The 14,106-nt window shown below is 69.8% G+C and carries 14 protein-coding genes; 12 read left to right on the top strand and 2 right to left on the bottom strand.

Annotation, left to right across the window (positions count from 1 at the left end; genetic code table 11):
* Positions 1-2: 2 nt before the first annotated feature.
* Genes N825_RS10650 through N825_RS10595 form a run of 12 tightly spaced genes read left to right on the top strand, consistent with a single transcriptional unit; the run spans position 3 to position 11,863 of the window.
* Positions 3-1,088, top strand: coding sequence for an SIS domain-containing protein (locus N825_RS10650; RefSeq protein ID WP_157619099.1), 1,086 nt, complete (start codon positions 3-5; stop codon positions 1,086-1,088).
* Between the two features lie 4 nt (positions 1,089-1,092).
* Positions 1,093-2,004 (top strand): carbohydrate kinase family protein, encoded by a 912-nt coding sequence (locus N825_RS36395; RefSeq protein ID WP_051511955.1) that lies wholly within the window; start codon positions 1,093-1,095, stop codon positions 2,002-2,004.
* A gap of 2 nt (positions 2,005-2,006) precedes the next feature.
* A complete protein-coding gene (locus tag N825_RS10640; RefSeq protein ID WP_037450799.1) occupies positions 2,007-3,050 on the top strand; it encodes an ABC transporter ATP-binding protein in 1,044 nt (347 codons plus the stop codon).
* A complete protein-coding gene (locus N825_RS10635; RefSeq protein ID WP_051511953.1) occupies positions 3,047-3,958 on the top strand; it encodes an ABC transporter permease in 912 nt (303 codons plus the stop codon). The genes N825_RS10640 and N825_RS10635 overlap by 4 nt, the downstream gene beginning before the upstream one ends.
* Positions 3,955-4,788, top strand: coding sequence for an ABC transporter permease (locus tag N825_RS10630; protein WP_037450797.1), 834 nt, complete (start codon positions 3,955-3,957; stop codon positions 4,786-4,788). The genes N825_RS10635 and N825_RS10630 overlap by 4 nt, the downstream gene beginning before the upstream one ends.
* Before the next feature lie 34 nt (positions 4,789-4,822).
* Positions 4,823-5,950, top strand: a complete 1,128-nt coding sequence (locus N825_RS10625; protein ID WP_037450795.1) for an SIS domain-containing protein — start codon at positions 4,823-4,825, stop codon at positions 5,948-5,950.
* 5 nt (positions 5,951-5,955) lie between these two features.
* Positions 5,956-7,017 carry a carbohydrate kinase family protein gene (locus tag N825_RS10620; RefSeq protein ID WP_051511949.1) on the top strand — a complete coding sequence of 354 codons (1,062 nt, stop codon included), beginning with the start codon at positions 5,956-5,958 and terminating at the stop codon, positions 7,015-7,017.
* The gene (locus N825_RS10615) at positions 7,014-7,805 is read left to right on the top strand and encodes a BtpA/SgcQ family protein (RefSeq protein ID WP_198038268.1); all 792 of its coding nucleotides are present in this window, start codon (positions 7,014-7,016) and stop codon (positions 7,803-7,805) included. The genes N825_RS10620 and N825_RS10615 overlap by 4 nt, the downstream gene beginning before the upstream one ends.
* On the top strand, positions 7,802-8,740 hold the full coding sequence (locus tag N825_RS10610; RefSeq protein ID WP_037450793.1) for a polysaccharide deacetylase family protein: 939 nt from the start codon (positions 7,802-7,804) through the stop codon (positions 8,738-8,740). The genes N825_RS10615 and N825_RS10610 overlap by 4 nt, the downstream gene beginning before the upstream one ends.
* Positions 8,737-9,639 carry a polysaccharide deacetylase family protein gene (locus N825_RS10605; RefSeq protein WP_037451074.1) on the top strand — a complete coding sequence of 301 codons (903 nt, stop codon included), beginning with the start codon at positions 8,737-8,739 and terminating at the stop codon, positions 9,637-9,639. Before N825_RS10610 ends, N825_RS10605 begins: the two co-directional genes overlap by 4 nt.
* Positions 9,639-10,328: an aspartate/glutamate racemase family protein gene (locus tag N825_RS10600; protein WP_037450791.1), complete on the top strand. Its 690-nt coding sequence runs from the start codon at positions 9,639-9,641 to the stop codon at positions 10,326-10,328. Before N825_RS10605 ends, N825_RS10600 begins: the two co-directional genes overlap by 1 nt.
* Positions 10,325-11,863 carry an amidohydrolase family protein gene (locus N825_RS10595; protein WP_037450788.1) on the top strand — a complete coding sequence of 513 codons (1,539 nt, stop codon included), beginning with the start codon at positions 10,325-10,327 and terminating at the stop codon, positions 11,861-11,863. Before N825_RS10600 ends, N825_RS10595 begins: the two co-directional genes overlap by 4 nt.
* A 20-nt stretch (positions 11,864-11,883) precedes the next feature.
* Here N825_RS10595 and N825_RS10590 read toward each other — a convergent pair whose 3' ends face one another.
* Positions 11,884-13,173 carry a benzoate/H(+) symporter BenE family transporter gene (locus N825_RS10590; RefSeq protein ID WP_051511948.1) on the bottom strand — a complete coding sequence of 430 codons (1,290 nt, stop codon included), beginning with the start codon at positions 13,171-13,173 and terminating at the stop codon, positions 11,884-11,886.
* A gap of 106 nt (positions 13,174-13,279) precedes the next feature.
* Positions 13,280-14,083 carry an enoyl-CoA hydratase/isomerase family protein gene (locus N825_RS10585; RefSeq protein ID WP_037450785.1) on the bottom strand — a complete coding sequence of 268 codons (804 nt, stop codon included), beginning with the start codon at positions 14,081-14,083 and terminating at the stop codon, positions 13,280-13,282.
* Between the last annotated feature and the right edge of the window lie 23 nt (positions 14,084-14,106).

Here is a 14,106-nt window from a genome sequence, read left to right as displayed (position 1 = left end):
TCATGAATCCGGCTCCCATGCTGGAGGATGTCGCCCGCCAGCCCGAAGTGCTCGCCAGCATGATCGAACGCTCCGGCGAGTTCCGCCGGGCCGGCGGGGCCCTCGCGGCGGAACGAGCGCTTCCCCTCCGGCGCGTCCTGGTGACGGGGTGCGGCGACGGCCTGTTCGCGGCCCAGGCGGCCTCGGCCCACGCCGCCGGCCTCGGCCTGGACTGGCGCGCCGTCGGCCCGATGGAGCTTCTGGTCGGCGCCGACACGTTGCGTGAGACCGACCGGGTCATCGCGATCTCGATGTCGGGCAACGTGGACCGCACGGTGGAAGCGGCGACCCTGGTCCAGGCTAGGGGGATTCCGCTGTTGGCGCTGGTCAACGGCGATGGCGGCAAGCTTGGCAAGCTGGCGGGAACCAAGGTCTCGCTCGACCTCGCCGACATCGCGGGCTTCCTGTGTGGAACGGCCAGCTACACCGCCACGCTTTCGGCTTTGCTGAACGTCGTGGACGGCATCGCCGATGCGGAAACGCCGGCGGTGTCCGCCGAACTGGCGGAGGCCCAGCGGGCGGCGCTGGCGGCTTCCGACACCGTGCTGCCCGCCATGACCGGCGCGCCGTTCACCGGTGTCCGGCTGCTCTCGGCCGGTGCCGATGCCGGCACGGCGGCCTATGGCGCCGCCAAGCTGGTGGAGCTGACGCGGCTGCCGTCCTGGTCGGCCGATCTGGAGGAGTTCGCCCACAGCCAGTACTGGTCGATGCCGGCGACCGATCTGGTCGTCGTGATCTCGGCGCATCCGGTCCTGGCGGGCTACGCGGTGGAATCCTGCCGGGCGCTGTCGGTCCTCGGCGTCACCACGCTCGCCATCGACACGGCGGCGGCGCCGGTGGAAACCGCGACCCACAGGATCACCCTGCCGCCGATCGACCCGGCCCTGGCGCCGCTGGTGACGGCCCTGCCGCTGCAACTGCTGGCCTATCGGCTCGCCGAGGCCTCGGGGCTGAACCCGAACACGCGGCGGCACCTCAAGGACGACGAGACGCGCTTCCGCGTCAGCCGCCTGCTGACCCGGCGCTCGCTGCTGGGGACGGGGCTCTAGGGTGATGGGCCTGGGGAAACTGCTGGTCGTCGGCTACCTGTCGATCGACACCATCACGGATGCCGCCGGGCGATCCCGGCGCATGCCGGGAGGCGCTTGCCTCTACACCGGGCTTGGCGCGCGCCACGCCGGGGCCGAGGTGACGCTCGCCGCCTCCGTGGGGGAGGATTACCCGGCGGCTTGGCTGGAGGCGATGGCGCTGGCCGGGCTGGACCTGTCCAATCTCGACCGCAAGCGCGTCCGGTCGCGCCGGGCCGATATCCGGCATCTCGCCGATGGCCGCCGCGTCTCGACCCATTTCGACGATCCGGACTGGTGGGTGTCGAGCGCCGAGCTGGCACCGGAATGGCCCGCCGACCTGGCTGGCGCCGGCATGGCCGTCGCCTGCCCGATGCCGGTCGGCAGCTTGGGCTGTCTCGTCGAGGACGCGCGGGAGCGGGGGGTTCCGGTCGTCGCCGACACCAGCGAGGCCTTCGCCGGCGCCGATCCCGGCGCCATCCTCCAACTCGTCCCGGCGCTGCGCGTCTTCGCGCCCAGCCGGGAGGAGACCCGCCTGCTATGCCCCGGCCTGGCGGATGGGGAGGCGGCCCGCCGCCTGGCCCGCCTGGGACCGGCGGTGGTGCAGAAGCTGGGCGCCGACGGGCTGCGCGTCGTCGGCCCTGGTGGCCGCGGGGTTCTCCACCTGCCGTCGGTCGCCACCGATGTCGTGGACCCGACCGGCGCCGGCGACGCCACCGTGGGGGCGCTAGCATCCGGCTTGCTGGCGGGCCTGGAACTCGCCGACGCGGCGCGGGCCGCCCTGGCGACCGGAGCGGTGGCGCTGTCCGGCGAGGGGCCGGCGGCGCTGGGGGTCAGGTTTCCCGGGATCACGTTCTCAAACGCGGCACCGCTGGGTGCCGCACTGGAATTGGAGTGACCATGAGCCAGTTGGTCATCGAAAACGTGTCGAAGGCGTTCGGCACCCAGCAGGTCCTGCGGGACTGCGGCCTCGCCGTTGACAAGGGGTCGGTCGTCACCCTGCTGGGACCGTCCGGCTGCGGCAAGACGACGTTGCTGCGGTCGATCGCGGGTTTCCTGGTGCCCGACGCCGGGCGCATCCTGGTCAATGGCCAGGACATCTCCCACCTGCCGCCCAACCGGCGCGACGTCGGCTACGTCTTCCAGAACTACGCGCTGTTCCCGCATCTGACGATCCGGGAGAACATCGGCTATGGACTCAAGATCAGGCGGAAGCCGAAGGCCCTGATCCGCGGGAAGGTCGAGGACGCCCTGGGCCTGATCGCGCTGACCGATTTCGGCGACCGCTATCCCAAGCAACTGTCGGGCGGTCAGCAGCAGCGAGTCGCCATCGCCCGGTCGCTGGTGCTGGAGCCCGAGGTCCTGCTGCTGGACGAGCCGTTCAACGCGCTCGACGCCCAGCTCAGGCTGTCGATGCAGATCGAGCTGCGGAAGCTGATCGACCGCGTCGGCATCACCTCGATCTTCGTCACCCACGACCAGCAGGAGGCGATGACGCTGTCGGACCGCATCGCGATCATGCGGGGCGGCCGGATCGAGCAACTCGGCACCCCGCTGGAAATCTACGATCATCCCCAGACGCCGTTCGTCGCCGATTTCATCGGCCGGGCGAACCTGATCCCGGTCGCGATCCGCTCCGGCCGGACCGACAGCCCCCAGCCGATCGCGGCGGCGGTCCCCGACGGGCCGGGGACGCTGGTCGTGCGGCCGGAAAACCTGACCATCGCCGAAGGTCCTGGGCCTGGGTGGGAGGGCAGCGTCGGTTTCGCCACCGCGCTTGGCGCCACGATCGAATACGAAATCGACCGAGGCGTCGGCGAGCCGCTGCGCGCCATCCTGCCGCGCCAGCCGGGTGTCGCCCCCCTCACCCCCGGATCCCGCGTCACCGCCCGCATCCGGGACGAAGCGGCCGCGATCCTGCTGTCCGGGAGCCCCCGGCCATGACCGACGCGGTGCTTACCCAACCAAGGCGGCTGGGATTCGCCCGGCGCGTGATCGACGGCGGCGGCCTGTGGCCCGCCGTCCCGGCGCTGGTCTACCTTGTCCTGTTCATGGTCCTGCCGATCATCACGCTGCTGACCTTCGGCTTCGTCACGATCGACCGGGGCGCCATCACGGATGGCGGTTTCACCCTGACGCATATCGCCGGCGTGCTCGGCGATCCGCTGGTCTGGAACCTGATGTGGCGGAGCTTCTGGATCGCGGTCGTCTCGACCTGCCTGACGCTGGTCCTGGCCTATCCGATCGCCTACGCCTATGGCCACCTGAAGGGGGTCTGGCGGACCCTGCTGCTGGTCGCGATCATCTCGCCGCTGCTGACCAGCGCGCTGGTCCGCACATATGCCTGGATCGTGATCCTGGGCGGGCGGCGCGGCTTGCTGAACCAGACGCTGCTGTCGCTGGGCGTGATCGACCAGCCGCTCCAGATCCTCAACACCTCGACCGCCGTGGTCATGGGCATGACCCAGATCCACCTGCCGTTCATGATCCTGCCGCTGCTGGCGGTGCTGTCGGAACGGGACCGGCGCTTCGAGGAGGCCTCGCTGAACCTGGGCGCCAGCCAGGTCGAGACCTTCTTCCGGGTCACGATCCCCATGACCATGCCGGCCATCGTCGCGGGTTTCGCGCTGGTGTTCGCGGTGTCCTACACCAACTTCATCATTCCCCAGCTGCTGGGCGGCGGCAATTATTCGACCCTGGCGGTGCAGGTCTACGAGCAGACCATCGTGGTGTTGGACTGGTCGCGCGGCGCGGCGCTGGCCACCCTGCTGCTGACCACCTGCTTCGCCTTCGTCCTGGCCATCGTGTCGGTCGGCGGCAGGCTGACACGCTGGAGCGAGGTGCGCCGATGACACGCCCAATCAAAGCGTCCGCCGGGCACGTCATGCTGCCGATCGACAGGATCGCGCGCTGGGTGCTGATCGCCGTGACGGCGTTCTCCATCCTGCTGCTGATCGGTCCCAGCCTGATCGTGATCGCGATCTCGTTCGAGCCGCGCGCCTATATCGCGTTCCCGCCGTCGGGCTTCTCGACCCGCTGGTACCAGGCGGTCTTCGCGAACCAGCAACTCCTGGATTCCATCCTGGTGTCGGTCCGGATCTCCCTGGCCGTGATGGCGATCTGCCTGATGATCGGGGTGCCCGCCGCCTTCGCCAGCATCCGGGGAACATTCCGGGGCAGGGCGGCGCTGAACGCCTTCCTGCTGTCGCCGCAGATGATGCCGGGCATGGTGATCGGCATCGCTTCGCTGTTCTTCGGCGCCTACATCGCTTTCCGCGCCTCGGACCTGATGCTGATCCTCAGCCTGTCGGTGTTCTGCCTGCCGTTCGTCGTCCGGATCGTCATGGCCCGGCTGGCCGATCTCGACCCGCTGCTGGACGAGGCCAGCGCCAACCTGGGGGCCGGGAAGCTCGAGACCTTCGCGCGGGTGACGCTGCCCCAGCTGGCGCCCGCCCTCTGCGCGGCCTCGGCCTTCACCTTCATCGAGGCGTTCGACAACGTCACGGTATCGCTGTTCACCTCGGATGTCCGGGCGAGGCCGCTGCCGGTCGAGCTGTACTACCTCGTGCAATTCGACAGTTCGCCGATCATCGCCGCGATCTCGTCGCTGGAGATCGGGCTGTCCTTCGTCGTGATGCTGATCATCGCCAAGGCGGTCGGGCTCGAGCGCCTCGGGCGCTGATCCCCCCGCCAACATTTCTGGAATTGGAACCGAAATGACCGACTTCGCGAGCCGCCTGAAGGCGCTCACGTCAGAGCCGTCGCGGGACACCGCCACCGACCCGAACCGTCTCGCCCGCGTCGAGCGGACGGGGACCGAGATGACGGGGCAGGGGACCGCCATCCGGGCCACCCTGGCGGCGGCGTCCGGCGCCATCCAGGAGATCGCCGAACGGGCGAACCGGTGCCACGTCGACCGCATCGTCATCGCCGGCTGCGGCGATAGCTGGTTCGCCGGAGCCGCCGTCCGCCACGCGCTGGAGACGATGACCGGGCTGCCGGTCGAGGCGGCCCAGGCGCTCGACTTCGCGGCCTATGGATCGTCGGCCGCCAACGCCCGGACGCTGGCGATCGGCATCAGCTCGGGCGGCAACACGCCGGCCGTGATGCGGGCGCTCCAGGCCGCCGCGGCACGCGGCGCCTTCGCGGTCGGAATCTCGAACACACCGGACAGCCCCATCCTGAACCAGTTCGATGGCGGGCTGATCGTCCATGCGACCCGCAAGGGCTGGCCGACGCAGTCCACCAGCGCCACGATGGCGCTGCTCGTGGCGCTGGGCGCCGAGCTGCGCACCGACGCCGGCGACGCGACGGCGCGCGCCACGATCAAGTCCGAACTGGCGCGCCTGCCCGGGATGATGGACCAGTTGTGCGCCGACCTGGACGGCCAGATGAAGGCGGTGGCGGAGCGGTTCGCGGCGGCCAATCTGATGCTGTTCGCCGGGCTGGGGCCGAACCTCGCGGCGGCGGCGATCGGCGCCGCCAAGGTGAGGGAGCTTTCCCCCATCCACGCCTACGCGATCCCGCTGGAGGAGTATCATCACTACCGCTCCCAGAAGGCCGGCGATCCCCTGTTCCTGATCGCCACCGACGCGGCCAGCGCCGAGCGCGCGCTGGACACGGCGCTGGTCGGCGAGGCGGTCGGCGGCCGGATCGTCGCGGTGTTGTCGCATGCCGCCCCCGACATCGAGGCGCGGGTCGAGGAGGTCGTCCGCGTCCCCGCCACGCCGCCGGCCCTGGCGGCGCTGCTCTCGGTCGTCCCGCTGCACCTGTTCGCCTATCATTTCGCCAAGGCGCGTGCCGCGCTCCAGCTTGGCGCGCCCCAGTCGTCGCCCAGCGCCTGACCGCCATGGTCCAGGTCTTCACCGCGGGCGGGATCATCATCGACAACGTCGTCGCGGCGGATGGCCGCGTCGGCCGCGACGCCATGGGCGGCAACGCCGTCCATTCGGCGGCGGGAGCCCGGCTGTGGCTGGACGAGGTCGGCGTCGTCGGGCGCATCCCCTCCACATATCCGCCGGAACTCCTGCGGCGGCTGGCGTCCCACGGCGTCGACACCTCCGGCGTCGTCACGGTCGACGAGGAGGTCCGGGAGGCGGAGTGGTTCCTCTACCGGGCCGATGGTGGCCGAGCCGACCATCTGCACGCGTCCTTCGACGCTCCCGGGCTGCCGGCGGCGGGCGACCGGCTTTCGCCGGAGGAATGCCGCGCCCTGGAGGCGCGCCTGCGGGCCGCGCCGGTGACCTGGTCCGATTTCGCCAGCTTCCGGCGGCGCAACCCCGTGCGGATCGATGATATCCCGCGCCACTGGTCCAGCGCCAAGGGCGCCCATCTCGCGGCGAACCGGCCGGCCAGCCAACGCGCGATGGCCGAGACGCTGTTCTCGCGCGGGTACTTCGTCACCGCCGATCCCGGCCCGAACGCCCAGGCGATCGTCGAGGGCGGTCTCGCGTCGTTCCTCGCCGCCGTCACCGCCTTCCTGCCGAGCGAGAAGGAGCTGGCGGTGCTGGCGCCCGGTCTCGACCCGGCGGCGGGCCTGGCGTTCCTGCGGCGGCAGGGCGCCGGGACGGTCGTCGTGAAACTGGGGGCGGACGGCGCGATGCTCTCCACCCGGGATATCGACGCCCTGGCGCTGCCCGCCTTCCGGACGGCGGCCGTCGATCCGACCGGAGCCGGCGACGCCTTCTGCGGCGGCTTCCTCGCCGGGCTGGTGCTGACCGGCGATCCCCGCGCCGCCGTCTGCCTGGGTACGGTGTCGGCATCCTTCGCCGTGGAGGATTTCGGCCCCTTCCATCTTCTCGGCGTCACCCGTGACGCCGCCGCCGAACGCCTCTCGTCGTTGCTCGGGACGCTCGAGCCCGACCTCCGCTCCCATCTCCTCCCGATCCTGAACCGGATACTTCCAAAATGAACAGGATGTTCTCAGACCACGCAGGCGGCCCGATGATCATCGCGGCGCTGCATCTCCCCGATCTCTCGACGGCAGCCGACACGTCGATGGCCTTCCTTGAGGACTACGCGCTGGCCAATACCGAGGTCTTCGTCAAGGCCGGCATCCGCAGGATCATGCTGCAGGACCAGACGCGCCAGCGGGGACCCGCGACGCCCCAGACCATCGCCATCACCAGCGCGCTCGGCCGGGTCATGAAGCGCCAGTTCCCCGATCTGACGCTCGGCATCATCGTGCAGGCGCACGACGCCGTGGCGCCGATCGCCATCGCCCACGCCTCGGGTGCCGACTTCGTCCGGCTGAAGGTGTTCGTCGGCGCCGCGATGACGATGGAGGGCAGCCGCGAAGCCCTGGCCGTCGAGGCGCGGACCTACCGCCACCAGATCCGCCGCGACGACATCGCGATCCTGGCCGACGTGTTCGACCGGACCAGCGTCCCGCTGATCGACGTCCCGCCGGAGGAGGCCGCCCTCGCCGCCGTCAAGCTGGGGGCCGACGCGCTGGTGCTGACCGGCTCCTCCTTCGCCGACAGCCTGGACCGGATCGCCAAGGCGAAACGCGCGGGCGTCAAGCGGCCGATCCTCCTGGGCGGCGGCGTCACTGCCGACAACGTGGCCGAGGCGCTGGCGGCGGGCGACGGGGCGATCGTCTCGACCTCGCTGATGCGGAAGGATGCCGCTCCCGGCGACCTCGTGCTATGGGATGCCGACAAGTCGAGGGCCTTCATGGACAGGGTGATGGCCGCATGACGGCGCCGCGCGATTTCGCGGGATATCGCGGCCGGGAGCCCGCCATCCGCTGGCCCGGCAACGCCCGGCTGGCGCTCTCGCTGGTCGTCAACGTCGAGGAGGGGGCCGAACTCTCGATCGGCATGGGCGACGAGCGGAACGAGGCGATCTACGAGGCGGTCGAAGCCGTCGAGGGCGAGCGCGATCTGTGCATGGAAAGCCATTTCGAGTACGGCACCCGCGCCGGCTGGCCGCGCATCCGCCAGTCGCTGCGGGAGCGCGGCGTCCGCGCGACGCTGAACGCCAATGGCCGCGCGCTGGAGCAATCGCCCTGGCTCGCCGAGGAAGCCGTCGCCGACGGCCATGAGGTGGCGTCCCACGGGTGGCGCTGGGAACGCCACGTCCACATGGACGAGCCGACGGAACGCCGCGCCATCCAGCGCTCGGTCGAGGCGATCACCCGCGCCGCTGGCGTGGCTCCGGTCGGCTGGCACACCCGCTCGGCCACCTCGGTCAGGACGCGCGGGCTGCTGGTCGAGCATGGCGGTTTCCTGTACGATTCCAATGCCTACAACGACGATCTGCCCTACCTGGAAACGGTCGAGGGACATGAACATGTCGTCCTGCCTTACGCCTTCGACACCAACGACATGCGCTTCTTCAACCGGGGCGGCTTCACCTTCGGCGACGACTTCGCGCGCTACTGCATCGACGCTTTCGACCGGCTCTACGCCGAGGGTGGGGGTCATCCGCGCATGATGTCGGTCGGCCTTCACCTGCGCATCATCGGCCGTCCGGCCCGGATCGGCGGGCTGGAGCGGTTCCTGGACCACGCGCTGAAGCATCCCGGCGTCTGGTTCGCCCGGCGGGACGAGATCGCCCATCGCTGGCGCGCCGGGCTCGGCCTGCCGGAATGGCAACCGAGGCCCACGCCGGCCGGGTTCTCGCCGTCATGAGCCGCGATCTCGTCGGCTATGGCGGCCAGTGGCCGGACATCGTCTGGCCCAACGGCGAGCGCCTCGCCGTCTCGCTGGTCGTCAACTTCGAGGAAGGGGCCGAGGAGCAGGTCGGCGACGGCGACCCCCGCTCGGAACGGATGGGCGAGGTGATCAGCGTGGTCGAGCCGGGCAGGCCCGATCCGGGACAGGAGCAGATTTTCGCCTACGGCACCCGCGCCGGCCTCTGGCGCATGGCCGGATGCCTGAAGCAGCATCGGGTTCCGGCGACGATCTTCTTCTGTGGTCGCGCGGTCGAACGGGCGCCCGACTTGGCGCGGATGCTGGTGGAGGATGGCCATGAGGCGGCCTGCCACGGCTGGCGCTGGCGTCCGCACGCCGACTATGAAAGCGCCGAAGCGGAGGCGCGGGACCTCGACCGGGCGGCGGCCGCCATCGCCTCGGCGACCGGAGAACACCCGCAGGGCTTCTTCTGCCGTGGAGCCGAGAGCCCCTGGACGCGAGACCTGCTGCGGGAGCGCGGGTATCTCTACACGTCCAACGGCTTCGACGACGATCTTCCGTATTGGGACGCGGCTGGAGGCCAGCCGCCGCTGCTGGTCGTGCCCTACGCGCTCGACACCAACGACATGAAGTTCTTCCATCCCAACGGCTTCGTCAGGGCCGGCGAGATGGTGGACTACGTCACCGACGCGCTCGACGTGCTGGAGGACGAAGCGGCGGATGGCGGGGCGCGCCTGCTGAACATCGGCTTCCACCTGCGCATCGCCGGCCGCCCGGCCCGCTTCAAGGCGTTCCGGGAGATCGTCGCCGAACTCGCGCGCCGCCGCGACCGCCTGTGGATCGCCCGCCGTATCGACATCGCCCGCGCGTTCCGCGAGCGGGTAGCGCCGCCCTGATGCGCCTCCTTCTGGTCAACCCGAACACATCCGTTGCCACGACGGCGGCCATGGTCGAAATCGCGCGGCGGGAGGCTGCGGGCGGCACCACCATCGACGGCCTGACCGCCCCGTCCGGCGCTCCGCTGATCACCGACGAAGCGGCGCTGGAGGAGGCGGGCCGCGTGGTCGCCTCGCTCGGTCCGGCGATCCTGGCCGACGGTCCCGATGGCGTGATCGTCGCCGCCTTCGGCGATCCCGGACTGGACGCGCTCCGCACCGTCCTGCCCATGCCCGTGACGGGCATCGCCGAAGCCGGAATGGCCGAAGCGGCGGAGGGCGGGCGGCGCTTCTGCGTCGTCACGACGACGCCCGACCTGAAGGACGCCATCGAGCGCACGGCGCGGCGCTACGGTCATGCCGAAAGCTTCGCCGGCGTCTGGCTGACCCCCGGCGAACCCGCAGCCCTGATGAAGGATCCAGCACGGCTGGTCGAAGCACTTCGCGACGCCTGCCTGCAAGCCATCCGCGATGCCGATGTGGCGGCGATCGTCATCGGCGGCGGCCCCCTCGCCGTCGCGGCGCGAACCCTGAAAGACGCGGTCGGCGTGCCGCTGATCGAACCCGTGCCCCGCGCGGTGCGCCTCGCGCTGAAACGCGCGGCGCGGTACCGGAAACCACCGACCGATCTGCCGGAGACGTCCCCATGAGCCAGAAACTCGTCAGAGCCGACAACATCCTGTGCGGCTTCCATCCCGACGGTTCGCCCGACCTCCGCCACGATGCCGCCATCCTCGTCGAGGACGGATCGATCCGGGAGATCGGCGACGCGGAAACCTTGGCCGCCGCCCACCCCGAGGCCGAAACCGTTGGTGGCGCCGGATTCGTCGCAATCCCCGGTTTGGTCAACGCCCATCATCACGTCGGCCTGACACCGCTCCAGCTCGGCTCGCCCGACCATCCGCTCGAACTGTGGTTCGCAAGCCGGCTGGCGCTGCGCGACGTCGATCCACGCCTCGACACGCTCTACTCGGCGTTCGAGATGATCGCGTCGGGCGTCACCACCGTCCAGCACCTCCACAGCCGGGCGCCCGGCGGACCGGAGGCCGTCCTGGCGACGGCGGAAAGCGTGATCGGCGCCTACCGCGAGGTCGGCCTGCGGGCATCCTATTCCTTCGCGCTGCGCGACCAGAACCGCCTGGTCTACGAGGCGGACGAAGCGTTCCTCGCACGGGTGCCAGCCGAGGTCAGGCCGGCCCTGGCCGACTACTTCCAGCGTTTCGCCATGCCGCTGGCCGAGCAGATCGGCGTCTTCCACGAGCTGCGCCGGCGCTACCGCGACGACCCATCGACCGCCGTACAGATCGCCCCGTCGAACCTGCACTGGCTGTCGGACGCCGCCCTTGCCAGCGCCGCCGAGATGGCGGCCGAGACGGGTGCTCCGGTCCACATGCATCTGCTGGAAACGCCGTACCAGAAGGCCTACGCGCGGAAGCGCACCGGCGGCTCCGCGATGGCCTGCCTGGAGCGGTTCGGGCTGACGGGCCCAAGCCTCACCATCGGACACGGTGTCTGGATGAGCGAGGAGGATATCGAGCTGTGCGCCCAGACCGGCACCCATATCTGCCATAACTGCTCGTCCAACTTCCGGCTCAAGAGCGGCCTGGCTCCCGTCAACCGTTTCACGGCCAAGGGCATCTCGGTCGCCATCGGGATCGACGAGGCCGGCATCAACGACGACCGCGACATGTTGCAGGAGATGCGGCTGGTCCTGAACGCCCACCGCGAGCCCGGCATCGACAGCCCGTTCCCGACGGCCGCCGGCGTGCTGCGCATGGCGACGGAGAACGGCGCCGGGACCACGCCCTTCGCCGGTCGGATCGGCCGGATCGAAGAGGGACGGGCGGCCGATATCGTCCTGATCGACTGGAAGAAGACGACTTGGCCGTACCAGAATCCCGACATCTCGCTGGTCGACGTGCTGGTCCGCCGTGCCCGCCGAGAGGCGGTCGATACCGTGATGATCGGCGGCGAGGTCGTCTACGCGAAGGGCCGGTTCACCAGGATCGACCGCGACGCCGTGTTGTCCGAGATCCACGCCCGGATGGCCCAGCCGCTGACGCCCGCCGAACAGGCACGCCGCCAGTTGGCGACCGACGTCATGCCCTTCGTCAGGCGCTTCTACGACGGCTATCTCGACGGCATGCCGCGCGAACCACACACTGTGCTGAACTCCCGCTTCTGAGGACGGGTCGCCGTCACGGGTCAGGTCCCGGCGACCGTCGTCGCGCGGCGGATTTCCACGCGGTCGGCGAGCCAGGAGGCGAGGACGCCCAGCAGCAGGGCCCAGAACGGTGCGCTGATGCTCAGCAGCTTCATGTCCGACATCGCCACGATCAGGGCCACGAACGCGCCGAACTGGTGGCCGCGTTCGGCCGAGAACGCCTGCTGAAACGCCGTCAGCAGCACGCCGATCATGGCGAGACCGGCGACGGCGCCGATCAGGGGCCGGGGCAAGGCCAGGATGATGGGAACCGCGTAGCCGGCGACGATGCCGAACGCGGCGAACAGCACGCCGTTGACGACAGCAGCGGCGTAGCGTCCGCCCTTGTCCTCGCCCGCCTGTTCGGATGAGCAGATCGCGGTCATCGGCCCGGCGATGTTGGCGTTGTGCCCGCCCAGAAGACCGGCCAGGATGCCGCCGACGCCGCTGATGACGGTCATCGCGTTGATCGGTGGGCGGTAGCCTTCGACCATCAGGACGCCGGTCGCCTGGGCGTTCTCCGCTCCGATCACCAAGATCGCCAGCGGCACGCTGATGGCGAGGAAAGCGTCCAGCGTGAAGGTCGGAACGGTGAAGGTGGGTGCCGCGAAGGCGATGTCGATGCTTGCCGTCTCGATCGACCCGGTCACGGCCGCCATCGCGACGCCGACGATCAGGGCGGCCAACACGGGTGGGAACGCCTTCACGAACCGCATCACGACGAAGAAGGCGATGACGGCCGCCCCGACGATCAGGGGAGCGGCGCCGACCGCCGTGACCACGCCGGTGCCGAACCGGATCAAGGCGCCCGCGATCATCGCCATGACGATGGGCATCGGCAGCCACCGCATGACCCTGCCGATCACGCCGCTGAGCCCCAGCAGCAGGACCAGGACGCCGGCCATGATGAAGGCTCCGACCGCCTGGTTGAAGTCGAATGCCGTCAGCGCCCCGACCAGGATGGCGGCGCCGGGGATCGAGTAGGCCCCGACCACCGGCTGCATGTAGAAGGGGGCCAGGACCAGACTGATCAGACCGCCGAGGAAGTAGATGGCGAACAGCCAGGAGACGGTCTGGCTGCCGGTCAGCCCGCCCGCCTCCGCCGCGCCGATGACGATCAGCGCGGGGCCGGAGCAGCCGAAGATGGCGGCCACGGTGCCGGCGCTGATCGATTTCAGCGTTAGGTGGCGGGGGAGTTCGCGAAGACCCTTCAGGTAGCCAACTCCGGGTTCGATGATGGCGGAGCGTCCTCCCCGGGCGTGAGTGGTGGCGTTGGCGTCGTTTGTCGTCATGGTCGCACCTCCTTGGGCGGGCGGACCGAAGGTCCGCCCGGTTCCGCCGAAGCCGCTTGTCCGGCTTCAGTTTCTTGGTTGCTTGTTCCCTCCCCGCGTCGGCCGGTCAGGTGCCGGTGAAGACGGGCTTCCGCTTTTCGGTGAAGGAGGCGACACCCTCGCGGAAATCGTCGGACCCGCGCAGGCGGCCATAGGCCTGCCCTTCGATCTCGATGGCGCCCTGGACGGAGGTGTGCTGTCCCCTGTTGAGGACGGTCTTGATCGTGCGCTGGGCAAGCGGCGAGAAGCCGCGCAGTTCATCCACCAGCGCCGCGACCGCCGCTTCCAGTTCGGCATCGGCCACGCAATCGGTCACGAAACCCCAGTCGAGAGCCTGACGTCCGGGGATCCGCTTGGCGCGCATCACCATGTCCTTGGTGCGGGCGATGCCGATCATGTGGAGCAGGCGGGCGGAACCTCCGGAACCCGGAATCATCCCGATCCGCATTTCCGGCAGGGCGAATTGCGCGGTCTCGGAGGCGATGCGGAAGTCACAGGCCAGCGACAGCTCGAACCCGACTCCGAAGCAGTATCCCCGGACCTGTGCGATCACCGGCTTGTGGCAGCGCTCGGGTGCCGCGATGTTCCACGCCAGTTCGGAAACGTGTTCCGGCGACGCCTCCATGAAACCGGTGATCTTGCCGCCGGAGGAGAAGTTTTCACCGGCGCTTCGCAGCACGATGACCCGCACCTGGGGATCCTCGTCGAGTGCCGCGAAGACGGCGTTGAGCTGGTCGCGCTGAAGCATGGAGACGATGTTCATCGGCGGACGGTCGAAGATAATGTCGGCGCGTTCCTTGTCGGCGTTCAGCTCGACGCGGAAACCATCGAGTTCGTTGAGCCGCGGGTTCTTGAAGGCATAGGTGGACATCTGTCGTTTCCCTTGTCTTTACG

Source organism: Skermanella stibiiresistens SB22 (genome assembly GCF_000576635.1).
Taxonomy (GTDB): domain Bacteria; phylum Pseudomonadota; class Alphaproteobacteria; order Azospirillales; family Azospirillaceae; genus Skermanella; species Skermanella stibiiresistens.
The sequence above is the reverse complement of the archived record's forward strand: the minus strand, read 5'-3'. Positions and strand labels throughout refer to the sequence as shown.